At 31.2% G+C, this 18,568-nt stretch carries 24 protein-coding genes; 8 read left to right on the top strand and 16 right to left on the bottom strand.

Going from position 1 to position 18,568, the window contains the following annotated elements; translation table 11 throughout:
- Positions 1 to 71: 71 nt before the first annotated feature.
- Genes CLRAG_RS16295 through CLRAG_RS16270 form a run of 6 tightly spaced genes read left to right on the top strand, consistent with a single transcriptional unit; the run spans position 72 to position 2,584 of the window.
- Positions 72 to 449, top strand: coding sequence for a hypothetical protein (locus CLRAG_RS16295; RefSeq protein WP_065079363.1), 378 nt, complete (start codon positions 72 to 74; stop codon positions 447 to 449).
- A gap of 3 nt (positions 450 to 452) precedes the next feature.
- Entirely contained in the window at positions 453 to 746 is a 294-nt protein-coding gene (locus tag CLRAG_RS16290) for a 4Fe-4S dicluster domain-containing protein (RefSeq protein ID WP_065079362.1), read from the top strand.
- Entirely contained in the window at positions 739 to 1,590 is an 852-nt protein-coding gene (locus CLRAG_RS16285) for a putative zinc-binding protein (RefSeq protein WP_065079361.1), read from the top strand. The genes CLRAG_RS16290 and CLRAG_RS16285 overlap by 8 nt, the downstream gene beginning before the upstream one ends.
- Positions 1,583 to 1,984 carry a putative zinc-binding protein gene (locus CLRAG_RS16280; protein WP_065079360.1) on the top strand — a complete coding sequence of 134 codons (402 nt, stop codon included), beginning with the start codon at positions 1,583 to 1,585 and terminating at the stop codon, positions 1,982 to 1,984. Before CLRAG_RS16285 ends, CLRAG_RS16280 begins: the two co-directional genes overlap by 8 nt.
- Position 1,985: 1 nt before the next feature.
- Positions 1,986 to 2,399 (top strand): putative zinc-binding protein, encoded by a 414-nt coding sequence (locus CLRAG_RS16275; protein ID WP_065079359.1) that lies wholly within the window; start codon positions 1,986 to 1,988, stop codon positions 2,397 to 2,399.
- Positions 2,396 to 2,584: a hypothetical protein gene (locus CLRAG_RS16270; RefSeq protein ID WP_065079358.1), complete on the top strand. Its 189-nt coding sequence runs from the start codon at positions 2,396 to 2,398 to the stop codon at positions 2,582 to 2,584. The genes CLRAG_RS16275 and CLRAG_RS16270 overlap by 4 nt, the downstream gene beginning before the upstream one ends.
- 197 nt (positions 2,585 to 2,781) lie before the next feature.
- Here the strand turns inward: CLRAG_RS16270 and CLRAG_RS20975 are convergent, their stop codons facing one another.
- From CLRAG_RS20975 to CLRAG_RS16245, 6 genes are all read right to left on the bottom strand, one after another.
- Positions 2,782 to 2,925, bottom strand: a complete 144-nt coding sequence (locus CLRAG_RS20975) for a hypothetical protein (protein ID WP_207644828.1) — start codon at positions 2,923 to 2,925, stop codon at positions 2,782 to 2,784.
- Entirely contained in the window at positions 2,886 to 3,941 is a 1,056-nt protein-coding gene (gene arsB / locus CLRAG_RS16265) for an ACR3 family arsenite efflux transporter (RefSeq protein ID WP_065079357.1), read from the bottom strand. The genes CLRAG_RS20975 and arsB overlap by 40 nt, the downstream gene beginning before the upstream one ends.
- Positions 3,942 to 4,024: 83 nt before the next feature.
- Entirely contained in the window at positions 4,025 to 5,770 is a 1,746-nt protein-coding gene (gene arsA, locus CLRAG_RS16260; protein ID WP_065079356.1) for an arsenical pump-driving ATPase, read from the bottom strand.
- Positions 5,771 to 5,791: 21 nt separating this feature from the next.
- Entirely contained in the window at positions 5,792 to 6,169 is a 378-nt protein-coding gene (gene arsD / locus CLRAG_RS16255) for an arsenite efflux transporter metallochaperone ArsD (protein ID WP_065079355.1), read from the bottom strand.
- 15 nt (positions 6,170 to 6,184) lie between these two features.
- Positions 6,185 to 6,595 (bottom strand): arsenate reductase/protein-tyrosine-phosphatase family protein, encoded by a 411-nt coding sequence (locus tag CLRAG_RS16250; protein WP_065079354.1) that lies wholly within the window; start codon positions 6,593 to 6,595, stop codon positions 6,185 to 6,187.
- Between the two features lie 37 nt (positions 6,596 to 6,632).
- Positions 6,633 to 6,959: an ArsR/SmtB family transcription factor gene (locus tag CLRAG_RS16245; protein ID WP_065079353.1), complete on the bottom strand. Its 327-nt coding sequence runs from the start codon at positions 6,957 to 6,959 to the stop codon at positions 6,633 to 6,635.
- A 367-nt stretch (positions 6,960 to 7,326) separates the two neighbouring features.
- Between CLRAG_RS16245 and CLRAG_RS16240 the strand changes: the two genes are divergently transcribed.
- On the top strand, positions 7,327 to 7,785 hold the full coding sequence (locus CLRAG_RS16240; protein ID WP_063554728.1) for a C-GCAxxG-C-C family protein: 459 nt from the start codon (positions 7,327 to 7,329) through the stop codon (positions 7,783 to 7,785).
- 68 nt (positions 7,786 to 7,853) lie between these two features.
- Here the strand turns inward: CLRAG_RS16240 and CLRAG_RS16235 are convergent, their stop codons facing one another.
- The 6 genes from CLRAG_RS16235 to CLRAG_RS16210 form a co-directional block, all read right to left on the bottom strand.
- Positions 7,854 to 8,285: a C-GCAxxG-C-C family protein gene (locus CLRAG_RS16235; RefSeq protein WP_065079352.1), complete on the bottom strand. Its 432-nt coding sequence runs from the start codon at positions 8,283 to 8,285 to the stop codon at positions 7,854 to 7,856.
- A 42-nt stretch (positions 8,286 to 8,327) separates the two neighbouring features.
- Complete coding sequence (locus CLRAG_RS16230) at positions 8,328 to 8,828, bottom strand: GNAT family N-acetyltransferase (protein WP_065079351.1); 501 nt, start codon at positions 8,826 to 8,828, stop codon at positions 8,328 to 8,330.
- Between the two features lie 35 nt (positions 8,829 to 8,863).
- Complete coding sequence (gene arsM, locus CLRAG_RS16225) at positions 8,864 to 9,682, bottom strand: arsenite methyltransferase (protein WP_065079350.1); 819 nt, start codon at positions 9,680 to 9,682, stop codon at positions 8,864 to 8,866.
- An 11-nt stretch (positions 9,683 to 9,693) separates the two neighbouring features.
- On the bottom strand, positions 9,694 to 10,134 hold the full coding sequence (locus CLRAG_RS16220; RefSeq protein ID WP_065079349.1) for a MarR family winged helix-turn-helix transcriptional regulator: 441 nt from the start codon (positions 10,132 to 10,134) through the stop codon (positions 9,694 to 9,696).
- A gap of 257 nt (positions 10,135 to 10,391) precedes the next feature.
- Positions 10,392 to 11,048: a pentapeptide repeat-containing protein gene (locus CLRAG_RS16215; RefSeq protein ID WP_065079348.1), complete on the bottom strand. Its 657-nt coding sequence runs from the start codon at positions 11,046 to 11,048 to the stop codon at positions 10,392 to 10,394.
- Positions 11,049 to 11,055: 7 nt separating this feature from the next.
- Positions 11,056 to 13,002 carry a molybdopterin-dependent oxidoreductase gene (locus CLRAG_RS16210; protein WP_065079347.1) on the bottom strand — a complete coding sequence of 649 codons (1,947 nt, stop codon included), beginning with the start codon at positions 13,000 to 13,002 and terminating at the stop codon, positions 11,056 to 11,058.
- Positions 13,003 to 13,201: 199 nt separating this feature from the next.
- Between CLRAG_RS16210 and CLRAG_RS16205 the strand changes: the two genes are divergently transcribed.
- Positions 13,202 to 14,149 carry a S8/S53 family peptidase gene (locus CLRAG_RS16205; protein WP_065079346.1) on the top strand — a complete coding sequence of 316 codons (948 nt, stop codon included), beginning with the start codon at positions 13,202 to 13,204 and terminating at the stop codon, positions 14,147 to 14,149.
- An 89-nt stretch (positions 14,150 to 14,238) separates the two neighbouring features.
- Here the strand turns inward: CLRAG_RS16205 and CLRAG_RS16200 are convergent, their stop codons facing one another.
- From CLRAG_RS16200 to CLRAG_RS16185, 4 genes are all read right to left on the bottom strand, one after another.
- Complete coding sequence (locus CLRAG_RS16200) at positions 14,239 to 15,978, bottom strand: methyl-accepting chemotaxis protein (RefSeq protein WP_065079345.1); 1,740 nt, start codon at positions 15,976 to 15,978, stop codon at positions 14,239 to 14,241.
- 357 nt (positions 15,979 to 16,335) lie between these two features.
- A complete protein-coding gene (locus tag CLRAG_RS16195; RefSeq protein ID WP_065079344.1) occupies positions 16,336 to 17,100 on the bottom strand; it encodes a MerR family transcriptional regulator in 765 nt (254 codons plus the stop codon).
- A 160-nt stretch (positions 17,101 to 17,260) separates the two neighbouring features.
- Positions 17,261 to 17,704, bottom strand: a complete 444-nt coding sequence (locus CLRAG_RS16190; protein WP_065079343.1) for a MarR family winged helix-turn-helix transcriptional regulator — start codon at positions 17,702 to 17,704, stop codon at positions 17,261 to 17,263.
- 32 nt (positions 17,705 to 17,736) lie between these two features.
- Positions 17,737 to 18,060 carry a DMT family transporter gene (locus CLRAG_RS16185; RefSeq protein WP_065079342.1) on the bottom strand — a complete coding sequence of 108 codons (324 nt, stop codon included), beginning with the start codon at positions 18,058 to 18,060 and terminating at the stop codon, positions 17,737 to 17,739.
- Positions 18,061 to 18,568: the final 508 nt, after the last annotated feature.

The raw sequence follows: 18,568 nt of genomic DNA, 5'->3' as shown, positions 1-18,568 counted from the left end.
TATTTAATTAAATTATTATTGTATGTAATAAGGAAGACTAGAAATAAACCAATATTAGGGAGGATTTTATTATGGAAGAAAGGCAATTACCAGGTTTTATTATGTGTGTATGCACTGGAAAGTGCCCAGGCTTTAAGGCAATGGATATCTGGGATTTTATTAATCAGGTTAGAATAGAATTACCTGTAGAATATGGATTTATCCATCCACAACTTTGTGAAGAAGATGGTGATAGATTTCTTGCTGATTTTTTAAAATCTCATAGAAAATTAATAATTGGTGCCTGTGCTCCAAATATGCAAAGAAAAATGTTTAAACAAGCTTTTAAAGATGCAGGCCTTGATATTAAAAAGGATGCAGTTATGCTGGACATAAGAGACATGACTAATGAAAAAGCCTTTGGAATAGTTGAAAAGGCTTTAAAAGAATTAGGTATTGAGGAGGAATAAGTTATGAGTGAATCAACTTTTATGGGAGTTCCAAGGGAAAAAATAGATTGGAGCCCTAGAATAGATTATGATAAATGCAATTACTGCATGGAATGTGTAAAATTTTGTCCTCACAACGTTTATGAAGTTAGAGAAAATAATGATAAAAAACTTATTGTAAAAAATCCTAATAACTGCGTTGTCTTCTGTCGTGCTTGTGGTAAAACCTGTGGTGTTGATGCACTAACTTTTCCTAATAAGGGAAAAACGACAAAAAAGATAAAAGAAATACGAAAGGTGATGGAAGGTGATGAGTAAATCTTATGCCATTCTCCCTTGTAATGGTCTTGATAAATGTGCTGGATGTATTACAAAAGAATTAGCTATAAAACTTACGGAAACTACAGATAGCCAAATTATATGTCCTGTTTTATACAGAACAGTTGATATAAGATACAATAAAATAGTTAAAGAAAAACCTCTTCTTGTAATTGATGGCTGCGGTACAAGGTGTGCCAGTAAAATTGCCTCTGAAAAGAACTTAAAAGTTGATCAAAAAATTAATATAAGCGATGAAGCAAAATCAAATAACATCACTATTGAAAATAATCTGAGACTTGGCAAAGATGAACTTAAACTTGTAGACATTATCACAGATAAACTTACAAAAGAAAAAGAAAAAGTTAAAAGAGCTAGTTCTACTGTATTTCCTCAAACCTTTGAATATGAAATTTATAAAAAAGATAAATTTACATTCAAAGTTCCAAAAGAAGGTTTTTTGTTTAACGAAAATGATTGTTGGGTATATGTTGTAGGTAACAGAGCAAGAATAGGTGTTGCTGATTATGTCCAACATAGTCTATCGGATATAATATTCTTCGAACCTCCTAAAACAGGCAGTGAAATAGAACAATTTGGCGAAGCAGGTACCATAGAATCAGGAAAGGCTGTTTTTGAAGTAGTATGTCCTGTAAGCGGTACAATTACAGCAATAAATGAAAATTTAATTGAATCCCCTGAACTAATAAATGAAAGTCCTTATGAAAAAGGCTGGATTGCGGAAATAGAATTAAGTGATTTTGAAAGTGATAAAGATCTTCTTTATGATTTTGATAAATATTTTGAAGTATTAAAAAGAAAGGTGGATGAATTTCATGTCTAAAGTAAAAGTTATTCCATGTAGTGGTATAGGTAAGGTTTTTGGCCTTATGGCAAGAGAAACTGCTCTAAAGATTACAAACGAGTTAAAAACTGGTGAAACTGAAATCCTTTGTCTTGGCCATATAGTAACAGGTGATGCTGATGCTAAAGAAAAAATAGAGGGCCATTCCTGTATAACTATAGATGGGTGTCCAAGACTTTGCTCTGCTAAAAATGTATCTCTAGCCGGAGGAATAGTAAAAGCTAAGTATAGAACTGTTGATGAAATGAGAAACCACAAAGGTGTAGATGCTGGTACTGCCACAGCACTAACAGAGGATGGTTGGAAAATAATTGATGAGTTATCCGAAAAAGTTTGTACAAAAGTTGATGAAATATTAAAGGAGGATGAATAATATGTCAGATTTAAAAATTGGAGTATTATCCTGTAGTGGTGAAGAATGTTTGGGAGGTACGATTGCAAGATTAGCTACTAGGAAAATGTTAGAAAAACTCCGTAAGGATAAAACTGTTACTCTATGCCTGCCTTTATATCTTGCTGGTGGAGAAGAAGAAAGGTCTTTTGCAAAAGATTATCCTGTAATTACTGTAGATGGATGCAGCAAATGCTGTGCTAAAAGAGCAACAGAAAAGTACAGCGGAAAAGTAAGTGATACTGTAATTGTTTCTGATGTATTAGGCGAAGATGCTGCTTTAAGTAAAATTGTTTCTTCTAAAGACTTAAAAAAAGAACACTACCAAATGGTTGACAAGGTTGCAGATGAGATATGTCAGAAGTTTGATAAAATAACACTGGAGATTGAAAAATGATTTACAGATTAAGATTTATGGACAAAGAAGGAGAATTTCAATTTAAAGATTTTCAAACCAAACAAGAAATGGATCTTTTTATTGAAAAAAATAATTTAAAAAACCTCTGGCACCAATCTGAACAACTATCCATGATTCCTTCAAAAAATGAAAGTGATTTCAACAAAGGTAACAATGTTCTTTAATTTTTAAATCTAAGGTTTGTCCCTATATTTATCAATTTATCGTTAAATTTGCTATAGCATCACTTGCTTTAGAATCTTTGAGAAAAACAATAAAATTACAATATTAATATGATAACATATTAAAACAAATAAGCTGCTAAAAATAAACCATATATCAGTTAATTTTTTAGCAGCTTTTTAGTAAATTAAAAGATATCTCAAAATGCAGTACATGCCATTGCACTTAACCATGATAAAACTGCACCTTTAACCCAGCCAAATATACCAGCATTAGCAAAAGAAGCTGCATAGTCTTCAATATTTACTTTTCCTGTTTTAAACCAAAATACTTTCTTCCCCACAACAAAGCTACATTAACGAGTCCAATCATAACAGGTACTTCAATTAATGGCCCTATAACAGCAGTAAAAGCTTCCTGGGACTGAATGCCAAAAACTGCTACTGCTACAGCAATTGCCAGTTCAAAATTATTACTTGCAGCTGTAAATGATAAGCTAACTGTTTTGTGATAATCTATTTTTGACTTATAACTTATAAAGAAAGATACAGAGAACATAATTATGAAGTATATAATCAAAGGAACAGCAATTCTTACAACATCCATTGGAAGCTCAATAATGTATTTTCCTTTAAACATGAACATTATAACTATAGTAAATAATAATGCTATTAGTGCTAAAGGGCTTATTTTAGGTACAAAAGTTTTAGTGTACCATTCTGTCCCTTTCCTAGGTTCCAAAAGTAGCCTTGTAAGCATACCTCCAATAAAAGGAATGCCTAAATAAATTGCCACAGAAGAGGCCACCTCACCCATAGAAACATGAACCTGCATACCTTGTAATCCTATTGCCTTTGGCAGCACAGTAATAAATATATACGCAAATATAGAATAAAATACCACCTGGAATATAGAGTTAAATGCAACTAGCGCTGCTGCATATTCGCTGTCGCCATCTGCAAGACTATTCCATACAATTACCATAGCAATACATCTTGCAAGTCCTATGAGAATTAACCCCACCATGAAATGCGGATAATTTCTAAGAAATATAACTGCTAAGGCAAACATTAATAAAGGTCCTATAACCCAATTTTGAACTAATGAAAGAGTTAATACCCTAGGATTACGAAAAACCTTTCCAAGTTCCTTATAGTTAACTTTGGCAAGTGGTGGATACATCATAACTATAAGACCTATAGCTATAGGAATAGATGTTGTTCCAACTGATAAATTTGACAGTGTATTAGACAAACCAGGCAAAGCCCATCCTAAAAATATTCCCAGGGCCATTGCTATAAAAATCCACAATGTTAAATAACGATCAAGTAATGATAATCTTGATGATTGATTACTCATAATAATTCCTCCTAAATTTTCCTAATCATTAATACCATTTAATATCTCATTGAGAATGTATATCTTTTTATCAAACTTAGTCTTTATTTAATCAGATCTAACAACTTATCACCTTTCACTTCTTCTGGTTTCCATTCGATAACCGCAAAGTTTCCTTTAGAAATTTCACTTACTTTATTTATCCAGAATATCTCACTGTTTGCTTTTACCTTGAGGATATTGTTAGTAGTATTAGTGGCAAACAAGCTTGAATTTATAATCCACCACTTACTATTGATTCCTGCTCTCTTTAAATCTTTCTCTAATCTCATGGCTTCATATACAGGTGTAGCCTCAGCTAAAGTTACAATGATGACTTCTGTTTCATCAGCATTTCTAAGCTTTGGTAAAAGTTTTTTAACTGATTCTGGCACATCACCTTGTGATCTTTTTATTTCTCTATTATAGTTTTGAGTAGAATCCAGTAGCAGTAGTGTATGCCCTGTTGGTGCAGTATCAATAACTACTATTTCTTCTTCAGATTTTTCAACTATTTCTGCAAAAGCTCTAAATACAGCTATTTCCTGAGTGCATGGAGACCTTAAATCCTCTTCTACATAAGCTATATCTTCTTCACCCATAGTTTCTCTAGCTTTACTCAAAACTTCTTTTTTATACTTTTCTAGTTCCTTCTTTTCATCAATATGACTTAAAGTGATACCAAAGCTGTCATCTAAAACAAACTTTAAATGCGCTGCTGGATCTGTAGTAGTTAAATGTACCTTTTTGCCTTTCTTTGCAATTCCTAAAGCAATAGCTGCTGCTGCAGTGGTCTTCCCAACGCCACCTTTTCCCATTGTGAAAATCACCTTTTTATCTCTATTGTATAAATCGTCAATAACATCCTTTAATTTAGATATCTTTTCATCATTTAAAGTTTCATTACTATATTCAATGTTATCTTCCTTTAAAAAAGCTCTTACATTTTCAAGTCCTGTTACATTATAGGGCCTTAGTGGAATCTCATAAGTCTCTAGTTTTTTTAAATATTCTGGTATATATCTCAAAGCATTTTGCTGCTTTTCATAAATTGCATTTGAAAGACCGTCATCATGTTTTTTTAGGACTCCATTTATAATCAATATCTGATTATTTATTCCTATATCCTGTAATTCCTTAGATGCCCTTTCTGCTTCCTTTAAAGGTGTACTTTGAGGCCTTGATACAAGTATAAGCGTAGTTTTTTCTACATCTGCTAAAGTTTTTACAGCATTTTTGTACACTTCCTTTTTGCTTTCAAGCCCTGCCAGTTGTCCCAAACAAGATGCTCCATGGGTGCTTTTACTTATAAAATTACTCCATGCTGACGGCAACTGCAGCATTCTCAGTGTGTGCCCTGTTGGTGCTGTATCAAATATAATATGATCAAATTTTTTTTGTATTTTTCCATCAGTTATAAAATTAGAAAATTCATTAAAGGCTGCAATTTCTACAGTACAAGAACCTGATAGCTGCTCTTCCATATTTTTTATTACTGCATCTGGAAGTTTTCCTCTATAGGGTAAAATAACACTTTCTCTATATTCTTTAGCAGCATCTTCTGGATTAAAATTTGCTACAACTAAATTTGGTACTTCCTTAATAACAGTTCCTTTGTTATTTAACTCTGTGTTAAATACATCCTGCAGATTTGAAGCTGGATCTGTGCTTACAAGCATGATTTTTTTACCTTGATCTGCTAAGTTAACTGCAACTGCACATGCTGCTGACGTCTTTCCAACGCCACCTTTTCCTGTAAAAAATATATATTTGGTTAAATGTATATCATTCAAGTTAAAAGTCCTCATCATGGGTTAATCCCTTCCTTCTTTCTAGCAACAGCCTTTATGGTTACAGCCACAACTTTTAGTAGGTTTTTTTATTGCTACATTAGATATTTCTTTCTTAGACAGTCCTGACCATTCCGCAAATTCCTCATTTGTTGGATATTCCTTAATTTTTTTAACTTCGCCATCAACAAGGGTTATTGGAAGTATATCAGCACCCTTTGAGTTTAAATATTCATTGATTTTCTTGTTGTCTATAAATGCCTGCGGCTCACTTGAAAGATTATGCCTTACTACATTAGCACCTTTTTTAACCATGTTATTTATAACTGCTGCAACTCTTAAAAGTTCTTTATTTATACTTGGTCCACAAACACCTGTTGAACAGCACATAGCTGGATCAAAAATCTCTATTTTACTCATTTAATATCGCACTCCCTATAATTTAATTTCATTATTTTTAATTCTTCTAGCTAAATTCTTAACTTTTTCTTCAATGGTTTTTGCTGTCTTTATAAACTCTTCATCACTTTTACCTGTAGGGTCTTCAAGCCCCCAATCTTCTGTATGCTTTGCAGGAAGAAAAGGACAAACTACATTACAGCCCATTTTTACTACAACATCCATCTTGGGTAAATCCTTTAGCAGCTTTGATTTTTGAGTTTCATTCATATTAATGCTGTACAAATCTTTTATAATTCTAACTGCATCCTGATTTATATTATCTCTAAGTTCCATACCAGCAGAATAGGATTCAAAGGTGTCACTTGTAAATAACTTTCCCAGGGCTTCTGCCATTTGTGATCTGCAGGAATTGTGTACACATATAAATGCCACTTTTGGTTTCATAATTAATCTCCCCTTTAATTAAAGTAATATTTTATTATTATTTGCAGCAATTAGATTTACTTTTTCCTTTACAAATACAATCATCTGTATCAGTGATGATATTCATTAAAAATAACATTAATCTGTTTGCATTATTGTTATTCAAACGGTAATGACTCCATAAACCTTCTTTTCTAGATTCTACAAGTCCGCATTCCATCAAAACTTTCATATGGTGAGATAAAGTAGGCTGTGTAAACTCAAAATATTCTAGTATGTCACAAGCACATTCTTCACCGCAGGATAATATATCAAGAATTTTTAATCTGCTGGGATCTGATAATGCCTTAAATATCTTAGCATTAGTTTCATAGTTTTTATCCATAGTATCACCTCGTGTATAGACAATTATCTATATATAATATAAACTATAATCTATATATAGTCAATAAACATGTAACATTATCAATTAAAATTAGTATTCATATATAAATGATAATCTATACACACATTTTATGTATTTAATTGCAAAGTGTTCCTATCATTTTCCAAATACGATTTTATTTATTGTACTATATCTAAGCAATCCTATAATATTTGCTTATACAAAAGTGCCCTTTTATTAATATAAATAATAATTATTGCAAGATAAATTTATTGAATTTAATATATAATTAGGGGGAGTTATATCAAACTGCTTACAATTACATGGCAGTTTTAATATTATAAAAATACTATAGGAGGAAATTACATTGAATAAGATTATTGACTTACATAAAATAAAAACTACGGCAGAAAATTATTACCGTAATGGGGATTTTTATTGTTCTGAATCAATAGTAAAAACAATTAAGGATGAATTTAACCTGCCAGTATCCGATGACATTATAAAAATGGCTTCGGGTTTTCCAGTAGGTATAGGTGGATCTGGATGTACTTGTGGTGCAGTAACCGGAGGCATTATGGCAATAGGCTTATTTTTCGGAAGATGCGAACCCAAAGATGAAAGGGTTAATAAAGCTATGGCTTTATCTAAAGAACTGCATGATATTTTTAAAGATAAACATAAATGCTTATGCTGCAGAGTTTTAACAAAAGATATGACCCTTGGTTCTGAAGAACATATGAAACAATGCATTTACTTTACAGGAGAGGTTGCAGAAGAATCAGCGAAAATAATAGCTAGAGAATTAAACCTAAAGGTGAAATAATTAATCCATTTAGTATAAAACTCCCAATACCAATCTTGGGAGTTTTAACAATCTATATATGAACTTTCCTACAGCATAGTTTCCACTATATTGATCGCATCTTTAATATACTTAGGACACTTTTCTTTAAATAACCCTTTTTCTCTTGCCACCATTCTATTTTCTTTATGAGCAAAATCAACTCCCATCAGCTCTCTACATATTATGGAACCATTAATTTCTTTAAATTTCTCACAAAAATCTCTTGTAACATCATACGTTTTTTCTTTTGCCGCCTTATCATCTGCTTTAATATTTCCGTATTTAAGGCCTAAAGCCATTACAGCACCAGTTACAGCACCGCAAGTCTCACCAAAGCACATTCCTCTTCCAAAACATGAGGAAATCTTTAAGGCTAACTCTTTGTCAATTCCTAATTCCTCACTGAAAGCTTCTAGGACACATTGAGAGCAGTGAAATCCTTCTTTAAAATTAACAGCAACATTTTGTAATTTATTCACATTATAACCCCCTTATTATTTATAATAGATCTCACAAAACAGCTAATCTATTCCTACAGTATCACTTCTTCGTTCCATTAAAACTACGTCATACCATTTCTTATTGCACATCTTTCCCAGTTTCTCTCTTACACCTACTTCTCTAAAACCACATTTTTTATGCAGTGCTATGCTTGGTAAATTTTCTTTTATAATTCCAGATTGTAAAGTCCAAAGTCCACTTTTTTCAGATAATTTAACTAGATTATCTAAAAGGGAGGTTCCTATACCTTTTCCCCTATATTCTTCTCCTATATATATACTGACTTCTGCAACACCTGCATAAACACATCTGCTTGATGTTGGACTTAAAGCTGCCCACCCCAACACTGCATTTCCTAATCTAGCTACTAACCTGCAAGATTTAAGGTGGCTGCTGTCCCAATCCTTCCATGTAGGTACCTGTGTCTGAAATGTAGCCTTTTTTGTATTAATACCTTCTAAATATATTTTCGATACTTCTTCCCAATCTTCTTTCTTCATATCTTCAATTTTATAGTCCATCTTTCTCTACCCCCCACTTATTTATAATGTATTTTTTAAAGTTTGTATGCTTTTACATGTGCTCCTGCAAAAGCACCGTCAACAAGTTCTGCATCTATTTTACTATATACATCACCTAAATTTTTCTGCTTTGCAATGTCTTCTATAACCTCTTTGGTATATATATTTACCGGCGTTATTTCAATGTTCTTAAATCCGACTCTTTCTAATATTTCTTTGTATTTCCTAATTGGCAATGCACCTGCAATACATCCAACCCACATTTCCACACTTTGCTTCATTTCTAATGGTATATCCTTAAGCACTACAACATCTGCTATTGCTAACCTGCCGCCATTTTTAAGCACTCTATAGGCCTCTTTTAATGCTGCTTCTTTACTTTCACACAAGTTTATTACACAATTTGATGTAATGACATCTATGGTTTCATTTTTAAGGGGAATATCTTCTATATATCCCTTTAGAAATTCTACATTCCTAACTCCCATTTTTTCTTTATTCTTATTTGCTAACTCAAGCATTTCATCAGTCATATCAAGTCCGTAGACTTTTCCACTGTCTCCAACATATTTAGATGAAATAAATACATCTATTCCTCCACCACTTCCTAAATCCAAAACAATTTCACCCTTTTGAGGATTTGCAAGTACAACAGGATTAGCACATCCAAGAGATGCATTGACAGCTTCCTCTGGCAGTCCCTCTATAAATTCTTTTGTATATAAATTTGAATTACCTGCAGCATCACCACAGCAAGATGTACCGCAACCACAGCTAGTTTCAGATTTAGCACTTACTTTTTTAGCTATACCTCCATAATATGCCTTAACTTGACCCTTAATATTTTTTCCCATAATTGATCCTCCTAACAACATTTATTTTTATTTACAGCTTCAGTTAGCAATTTCAAACTTTCAAGTACCTGTTCTCTTTTATTGTCTGGAATAGATTGAAATATGTTTTTGTAATATTCTTTCATTCTGGATTCAATATTTTTGAATGTATCCATTCCCCCATCAGTAAGTTTTATAGTTACATATCGTCTGTCTTCTGGATGCATCTCTCTAATTACCAATCCACTTTTTACAAGATTATTTATTGTTCTGCTCATTGTGCTTTTGTCTAAATTCAGTGTCTTAGCAAGTTCATTTAAGGAAATTTCTTCTGATCTTCCAATTTCTACAATAGCATGGCATTGAGAAATTGTTACACCACAGCAGCTTGTATCTGATTTTTCTAATATACCTAAATCTCTCACCAATATTCTTATTAATTCACGCAAATAGCTACTTCCTTGGTTTTTCATTTGATCACCTCAAATTAATTGTAACATAAAACTGTTGTAATATGCAACTGATTGTTTAAATTTATCTTTCTATTTTTAAGTTTAAACCGTATTGCATCTGCATTCTTTTCTCATACTTCTAACCAAATATAACTTTGATTAAAAGTATGGGAAACTTATATAACCTCTCCTATTAAACTTTTGCCAATATACCTATTATGCTTTTATTTTTTATATTCATATGGATATCTCCTAACTCCATAAAATAAACAAAAACACTATTCCTTTAACACAACTCCAAGTAGGCTAATAATCGAAACAGCCTGAGTATATGAGATTATTGCGCCGCGAATATCTTCCACACCTGCAGCAATACCGTCAATTCTGCAGCTTGTAAAATCCATTCCTTTTAGTTTAGTATTGAAGAATTGCCCCTGCGTAATATCAGTATCTTTAAGCTCCAATTTAGAAAATTTACTCTCGTAAAAATCAACATATGGAAGCTGACAATTACTGAAGATTGTCTGCTTTAAATCTGTAAATCTAAAACATGTATATTGTCCACTACACTGATTAAACATAACATTTCTAAAAACTGCTTCCGTAAAATTACTTCCTGTGAGTTTACAGTTTATAAACTCTACTTTATGTATTGAGGATTCATTCAAATTAACATTAGATAAGTCACAGTTTTCAAATCTTACATCTAAAAATTCTGCCTGCTCAAACGATATATTTATAAACTTTACATTTCTGAATATTACTTCATTAAAGCATACTCTTCTTGCCTTAAAATTTTCCACCAAGCATTCATTCACCAATACAGATGAAATAGAATCATAATCAGATATTCCTCCTTGTAATAAATCAAACTCTGGTAGATTGTCTTGAATCTTTGGCTTTAGTACTTTAGTAACGTTCCTATTTTGAACCATTTTGTTTTTATCTCCCCCTTTTTTTAATTTCTACAAAAGTATCATAATAAGCTGCCTGCTTACCCATATCAGCAATTTGATTTTCCGTTAGAAAATTTGGATTTGAACTTTTTTCCCACCAACCTACATTCATATGGATAAGGTTATCTGGCACTTTATCCGTTATATTTATCTTTACGCGTATTTCTCCCCTTGGAGATCTTAATTTAACAATATCACCATTATGTATATCCTGTTTCTCTGCTGTATTTTTACTTATATTAGCTGCAGCCATGGTATCTACGTCTTTAAAGCTTTGAGACATAAGTGATTTTTTAGGATGAGTAGTCAAAAGTCTCAATCTATCACTTTTTTTGTCGTTAACATAAACTGGTATTGGACTCAATCCGTCTTTCTCAGCATCTTTAGAATATATCTCTATTTTTTTTGATGGTGTTTTAAATTTTAGATCACTCCAGGCAATAGAATTTTCCTGTATGGTTACATATCCATTTTTTATTTTTTCAAGAGTTATTCCCTTCTTTTCCAAAGGTTTTATTACTTGGGTTAAGTATTCCCTTTTAGGTACGTAAGGGTACTCTTTCATCCCCATCTTTTTTGCAAGTTCCATAAAAAAATAGTATTCATCCATTAATTCATGCCTTGGTTTCACACACTTTTCATTATATATTATGTAGGGATTACTCATAGAAGAATATAGCAGGTCTTCGCTCTCCAGGGTATTAGTACATGGAATAATCAAATCACAGTGTTTAGCCGTATCGGTCATAAACATATCTATGCACACCTTGAACTCTATATTTTCAAAAGCCTTTACAAAATTATTTAAATCAGGCCATTGGTTTAGTGGATTAGCCTTACTTACAAATATAGCCTTAATATCTTTCGAGCATTTAAGTAATTTATTAAAATTCCAGTTTCTATCCTTTAATGAATATTTATAACTGCCATAGGGGTCCAAATCTAATACTTTAGGATACACTTTGTTGGAATAATTTACTCCACCACCTCTTTTCCCTATGCTTCCCGTTATAGCAGCAAGAGCATCTATGCTCCTTACGGAATTTCCTCCATTTTTATACCTTTGAAGTCCATATCCCATACATATAGTACTATACTTTTCTTCAGCATAAATATGAGAAATTTCTTTTATAGTGTCTATGCTAACGCCGCATTCTCTAGACAAATACTCCATACTAAGAGTATCTAAATAAGCTTTATATTCCTTAAATCCTACTACATTTTTCTTTATAAATTCTGCATCCTGCAGATTTTCTTCTATTATTACTTTTGCCATAGCTAAAGCCATAGCAGCATCCGATGCTGGATTTATCTTTATATGAATATCACAAAAATTTGTGCTGTCAGTAGAAATAGGATCTATAACTATTATTTTTGCCCCATTTTGCCTTGCTCTTTTCAAAAATGGCAGCAGCTGAATATGAGAATTTGCTGGATTTTTGCTCCACAGTATTATATTTTTTGCGTTCAAAATGTCTTCTATGGAATTGGATTTATTATCCCCGAAATCATACTTTTGGGCCTTATTACCTGCACTCCAGCATATTTCATTTTCTATTTTAGTTATGCCACCATAAAAATTAAAAAATATATCTTCTATACCTTTTAGTATAGTTCCCGTTCCAGATGAACCATAATGAATTACAGAGTTTGAAGAATATTTTTCTCTGTAATATCTCAATTTATCTGAGATTATATTTATTGCTTCTTCAAAAGTTATATTTACCCACTTACCATTTTGTTTTTTTATAGGTGAATACAATCTATCCCTGGCATTTAACCTCTTCAAATGATTTTTTGCTTTTTCACATACTATACCCTTTGTATAAGGATGGTTTTTATCCCCCTCTATTTTAACTACTTTATTATCTTCCACATATACATTTAATTTGCAGCATCCAAAACAGTCCAGGGGACATCCATGACTTTTCATAATCTATACGCCTCACTTAAAACATCTAATTTCATATATTTTACACCAATTATTTTAAAATTTTCTCCATTATATCTTTTTAATTCATTAAGTACAAGCCTTAACACTTTAAAACTATCTTGCTTTTTTAAAAAATTAGGATTACAATTGTAATTGACATTTAAAATTAATTTTACTTATAATATGGAGGCATTAAAACATGAAAAGTAAACCTAAAAAAATTTTAATAACTATACTCATAGTTTCTATAACGCTCAATGTGCTTTTACTATTAAAAGTGCACAATCAGCCATGGAATATTCATTTTACAAATGCAAATTCAAGAGATAATTATTTTACAATACACAATGTAAAACAAGCTCAGAGCATAAGTAAAGGAAAGGGAATTAAAGTAGGAATTTTAGATCACTGTTTCGGATATGAATATCATAAAGATTTATATGCTGGCGCTGTTGATTTTATGAATAGTCCTTATGCTTTAAATAAATCAAGTGAACATGGTTACTGGATGGCGAGCACTTTAAAAGAAATTGCTCCAGAATGTCAAGTATATGCATTAAATACTGCAGATAGCATGAATGAAGATAAAAGAGTTACTGCCATGATAAAGGCAATAGATTGGGCAATAAAAAATCACATTGATATTTTAACCTATTCTCAAATGCCTATATCGGATAAAAATCGTAAAAGATTTGATAATGCTGTAAATAAGGCAGTAAAAAATAATATTGTAACTACTTTTATACATTATGATAATCCTAATAATATTTGGCCAGAAGAAATGTCTGATCCTAAATTTATAGAAAAAGGTCAGCGAAAACCAGACTTTAGTATATTTCCTTATGACTATAGTGATCTCATGATAGAGACTTACACTACATATCAGAAATTAAAAAATAATGTTTCTAATGCTGATGGCGATGATATTCCATATTATTCGTGTTCATCAACTTCACCAGTTACAGCAGGCTTTATAGCTATATTGAAAAGCATAAATAATAAGCTTACGCCGGATGAATATAGGCAGATTTTGAAGAAGACCAGTTATAAAACTACTTTTAAAGATCCTTTTAGATTAAATACTTTCCAGTGTTCTAATGTTGTAGATATAGGAAAAGCTGCTTCATATATTAAGGAAAATCATTAAATAAGCATTTTATAAAACGCTGTAATAAAAAACTTACGGCGTTTTTTATGCGTGTAAATTTGGATTTGTTACTTATCTATTTTGCCCGCTTATATTTTAAATTTACTTATATCCTGTTTTAAATCCTTAGAAATTTCCTTTGATACTTTTGTACTCTCAACTATGGAATTTACCTGTTCTATTATGTCAAGTATTCTATCACTTATGTTAGTAGTAGCAAGGGTACCTTCATTATTTGCTTTTGCTACCTGTTCTATAGTATTTGAAACATCTTCAATTGAATTTAAAAGATTACTTGTAGTAATTCTAAACTGAGATACAAGTGTATCTATAAACTTTGCATCATCATCATATTTTCCAGATACATTTAACATTTTATTATAATCACCATTCACATCTGTAAGCATAAAATCAAGTAACTTATTGGAACTCAAAGATAATTTATTTACAGATTCCACTACTTTTGCAGTTAAATTCTGTATTTTTACTACAGTAGTTTTTGACTCATCTGCTAGTTTTCTTATTTCATCTGCTACTACATTAAACCCCTTACCCTGTTCACCAGCTCTGGCAGCTTCTATAGCTGCATTCAAAGCCAGTAAATTTGTTTGATCTGTAATTTGTATTATAGTATCAGACAAAATGCTTATCTTATCTACCACTTTTGAATCCTTTATTGCCTTTTCAAGTTCTTCTTTTGTCTCTATAAAAACTTCATTTGCCTTTTCCCTGGAACCAGTAATATTTACTTTTATCTTGTCAGCCCTGCTGCTTATTTCAGCTGCAGAATTTTTTCCTTCTAATGCCTTATTATCTATAAATTTAGTTCCCTTAGTAAGTTCTTGAACACTTGCAGAAATTTCTTCAGAAGATGCTGATGTTTCTTCCATTTGAGCTACAATTTCTTCTGTAGTTGAAGATATTTCTTCTACATTTATGTTTAAAGCTCCCATATTTTTAGAAACAGTTTGTACTACATTTTCAATGAGCAGTGACTTTTTCTTTATACTATTTATCAAAGATTTCAAGGATAACTGCATAGTATATATTGCCCTTGATATATCACCTATTTCATCTTTTCTTTTTAATGATACTTTAGAAATGTCCTTGGAAAAATCGCCTTGCGAGATAATTTTTAATTTACTTACAGCAGATTTAAGTGGAATTGTTATGTTTTTGCTTATAATTATAGAAAATAGGATTACAATTATGCTTACAAAAACTGCAACTAAAATTAAAATAACAGTCATTTTATATACGTAACTTGAAGTTTGTTTTTCAATCTGTTGGCTATCTTTATCAGCTAAGTTCACCACCTTGTCTATACTTTGTCTATGCTCTCTATATGCTTTTGACATGGAACCATTCAGAATACTCTCTGCTTTTTGTTTATTTCCTACTTTTATTTGTGGAATAAAGTCGCTATCCCTTGTTTTAAAAAATTCATCTGCGTACTTATAGGAATCTGATACAAGATATTGTTTTAATTGACCTTGAGAAAGAGTATGTTCCCAATATTTATGTCTCTCGTAATATTGTTTTTCTAGTTTGTCTCCCTGTTTTATAAGGTCAGATACATTAGCAGAATTACTCTCTCCCACAAGCTGGTATGATATAAGATATGACTCAATTATGTATTCTGGCGGCGGCAGTACATCTGACACAAGATCTTTTTTCTCTATAATATTATTATAGGTAGTCCCATTTATCTTTATCTTAGAAAGTGAATAAAAGGCATAAGTTCCAAAAACAATAAATCCTATTATGAATAAACTTATCATTGCAAAAATTTTATGTCTTATCCTCAAATTGGCAATAAAATTTAACATATAACCCCTCCATTGCATAGTTTTTATCATTATTATATTTTTTGCATTATATTTTTGTATTATATGTAATAATACTACGATATTTTTAGAAAATCAATAATTTTTGCATATTTAAATTTTAAAAAGCATAAATTACTTTTTATTTATACTATTATTACAAAGTTTGCATAATATGTTTTTTAATATTTATTTCTTGAGATTTGTACCATAGAAACAAGTTGTTTCAAATAGGATATCAAACTATTAAAAAAGCTCCTTGATACATTAGAATTGTATCAAAGAACTTTTTTTTTTGAACATACTCCTTTTGGAGTATTTTTTATAATAACTCCTACAATTTATATATTATATTTAAATTTATTTTTTCATTCCAGTATAAACTAAAACTGCATCTCTTAAAAATTCTGCTGTTCCTGGCTGCTTTTTGTCATAATACGCTTTAAATCTTTCATCCTCTACATACATTTTAGCAAGGCCTGCGTGAGCTTCTTTATTATAATTTCCCCAATAAAGACTTATCCACTTTGCATGAAGAGAAGCAGCCCTTTGAGCCAGTTCACCTGCAGGATTACCTGTTTTATAAGCTTTACTCAGTGCTTCAAGTATTTCATTTTCAAGTCCAGTTAGCTCTTCATATTTCTCAGGTGTCATATTTTTAAGATTGTTATTTGCTTTATCTACAATTTCATCTCCGTATTTTTTTCTAATTTCTTCTCCATATTTTCTTTCATTGTCATCAATAAGTTTTTTCTTGAATCCTTCAAATTTTTTTCTATCACTCATTACAATTCTCCCTTCCATGGATTTAATTGTATTTTCAACATTAGAAATCAATAAATCCAGTTCAATTCTTTTTTCAAGAAGCTTTTTGCGATGTTCTCTCAGTGCTTTAACCCTGTCAAAATCAGGAGAGGTTATGATCTCTCTTATATTTTCAAGCTTTATGCCAAATTCCCTATAAAAGAGTATTAGTTGAAGCCTATCAACCTCATTTTCACCATAAATACGATATCCTGATGAATTGATTTTTGCCGGCTTTAAAATTCCAATTTCATCATAATATCTAAGGGTCCGTGCACTGACACCTGCCATATGAGCTAATTTCTGCACTGTATATTCCACTGCTATCACCTCCTGACAATTTAACTATAAACTTATACGCAGCGTCAATGTCAATAAAAAATCTCTGCAAAATGCAGAGAATTTTTTATTATTCAAATCTGAGTGCATCAATTGGCTTGAGTTTTGAAGCCTTATAAGTTGATACTATAAATTGTTATAATTATTTAGAAAGGCTTTTAGATAATAAATCAGATAACAAGCAAAAACTTTCTATCATAGTCCTTCTTTGCTCTTGAGACATATTACTGAGAGCTTCTATCTCCGATGCTTTAAGTTGTTCTAATATCCCTTTTGCATATTTACTTCCCTGTTCTGTAAAGCTGACTACTTTATTTCTGCGGTCTTTAGGATCTAATCTTCTAGAAATGTATCCTTTTTTCTCAAGGTGGGATAATATTAAAGAAACCGTCTGTTTTGGCAGGCATAATTTATCACAAATTTCATTTTGACTGCAGCAAGGAGAAACTTCTATTACATATAAAATAAACAAAACCGTATCCTGAATACCATGTTTTTTTGACCAGATACGATAAATTTCATTAATTTTAAACCAGGATTCATAATAATCACTTAATAACTCAGTAACTTCATTTTCTTCATTCATATTTCATACACTCTTTTCTAATAGTAAAAAAATTAGTGACTAACACCGCTAAGATTTAATCCTACAACTCCTAATATAATAAAAAATATAGACAAAACTTTTAAAATGCTTATATTTTCTTTAAAAATAAAAATTCCTATTACTGATATAATAGTAGTTCCCGCAGCTGCCCATATAGCATATGCCACACTCACAGGTATCTTTTTTAATGATATTGAAAAAAGTACAAAGCACAAGCCATACGTTAGAATTGTCCCTAAAGCTGGCAGTAATTTTGTAAATCCATCAGACATCTTCATACAAGTTGTTCCTATTGTTTCAAGTATAATAGCTCCAATCAGGTAAATCCATTCCAACTATAAAACCTTCTTTCACTGTTTATAATAATATTAGTCTATTTATGGACTAATATTATTATAAGCTAAAAATTCTTTTTGTTCAATTATCAATGAATCTTACTTAGTGAGAAAAGCAGAGAACTTAAATCTTCGATTTAAAGTGAATCGCTTTCTCTTTAGAGTTTTGTTCCTCCCACTAAGTTTAGATGAATTATCTAGGGGCGTAGCTAATGTTAGCTCCCACTTTGATAGAAGTGGGAGTATTACAGTAGGTAGCCATCAGACAAATAATTTTACTGGAAATAAAACGAAACTATATAATAGATGCTGCTCTTATTACAATGTCTATTGGCCTAAATTCTTATGCAGTGCTATAATTACATTATTAATTTAAAGTACAGAGACTAACTATATGAAGTCAATACAATTTTAAAGGTTTTTTCATTTTTTAGCCTCTTAAAAAAGTGCATAACAAATAGAGCAACTAAGTTGCCAATTTTAAAAATAATGATTACATTTGTGGAAC

The sequence above is a fragment of the Clostridium ragsdalei P11 genome (genome assembly GCF_001675165.1).
Taxonomy (GTDB): domain Bacteria; phylum Bacillota; class Clostridia; order Clostridiales; family Clostridiaceae; genus Clostridium_B; species Clostridium_B ragsdalei.
This window is presented reverse-complemented; position numbering and strand designations above follow the sequence as displayed.

What these genes read in the sequence shown, in the direction of transcription:
- CLRAG_RS16205 (WP_065079346.1), top strand. Translation starts at nt 13,202, where the DNA reads ATGAAAAGTAAACCTAAAAAAATTTTAATAACTATACTCATAGTTTCT.
- arsM (WP_065079350.1), bottom strand. Translation starts at nt 9,682, where the DNA reads ATGGGAAAAAATATTAAGGGTCAAGTTAAGGCATATTATGGAGGTATA.
- arsD (WP_065079355.1), bottom strand. Translation starts at nt 6,169, where the DNA reads ATGAGTAAAATAGAGATTTTTGATCCAGCTATGTGCTGTTCAACAGGT.
- CLRAG_RS16245 (WP_065079353.1), bottom strand. Translation starts at nt 6,959, where the DNA reads ATGGATAAAAACTATGAAACTAATGCTAAGATATTTAAGGCATTATCA.
- CLRAG_RS16190 (WP_065079343.1), bottom strand. Translation starts at nt 17,704, where the DNA reads ATGAATGAAGAAAATGAAGTTACTGAGTTATTAAGTGATTATTATGAA.
- CLRAG_RS16220 (WP_065079349.1), bottom strand. Translation starts at nt 10,134, where the DNA reads ATGAAAAACCAAGGAAGTAGCTATTTGCGTGAATTAATAAGAATATTG.
- CLRAG_RS16210 (WP_065079347.1), bottom strand. Translation starts at nt 13,002, where the DNA reads ATGAAAAGTCATGGATGTCCCCTGGACTGTTTTGGATGCTGCAAATTA.
- CLRAG_RS16200 (WP_065079345.1), bottom strand. Translation starts at nt 15,978, where the DNA reads ATGTTAAATTTTATTGCCAATTTGAGGATAAGACATAAAATTTTTGCA.
- CLRAG_RS16275 (WP_065079359.1), top strand. Translation starts at nt 1,986, where the DNA reads ATGTCAGATTTAAAAATTGGAGTATTATCCTGTAGTGGTGAAGAATGT.
- CLRAG_RS16285 (WP_065079361.1), top strand. Translation starts at nt 739, where the DNA reads ATGAGTAAATCTTATGCCATTCTCCCTTGTAATGGTCTTGATAAATGT.
- CLRAG_RS16270 (WP_065079358.1), top strand. Translation starts at nt 2,396, where the DNA reads ATGATTTACAGATTAAGATTTATGGACAAAGAAGGAGAATTTCAATTT.
- arsA (WP_065079356.1), bottom strand. Translation starts at nt 5,770, where the DNA reads ATGATGAGGACTTTTAACTTGAATGATATACATTTAACCAAATATATA.
- arsB (WP_065079357.1), bottom strand. Translation starts at nt 3,941, where the DNA reads ATGAGTAATCAATCATCAAGATTATCATTACTTGATCGTTATTTAACA.
- CLRAG_RS16290 (WP_065079362.1), top strand. Translation starts at nt 453, where the DNA reads ATGAGTGAATCAACTTTTATGGGAGTTCCAAGGGAAAAAATAGATTGG.
- CLRAG_RS16295 (WP_065079363.1), top strand. Translation starts at nt 72, where the DNA reads ATGGAAGAAAGGCAATTACCAGGTTTTATTATGTGTGTATGCACTGGA.
- CLRAG_RS16250 (WP_065079354.1), bottom strand. Translation starts at nt 6,595, where the DNA reads ATGAAACCAAAAGTGGCATTTATATGTGTACACAATTCCTGCAGATCA.
- CLRAG_RS16280 (WP_065079360.1), top strand. Translation starts at nt 1,583, where the DNA reads ATGTCTAAAGTAAAAGTTATTCCATGTAGTGGTATAGGTAAGGTTTTT.
- CLRAG_RS16215 (WP_065079348.1), bottom strand. Translation starts at nt 11,048, where the DNA reads ATGGTTCAAAATAGGAACGTTACTAAAGTACTAAAGCCAAAGATTCAA.
- CLRAG_RS16230 (WP_065079351.1), bottom strand. Translation starts at nt 8,828, where the DNA reads ATGGACTATAAAATTGAAGATATGAAGAAAGAAGATTGGGAAGAAGTA.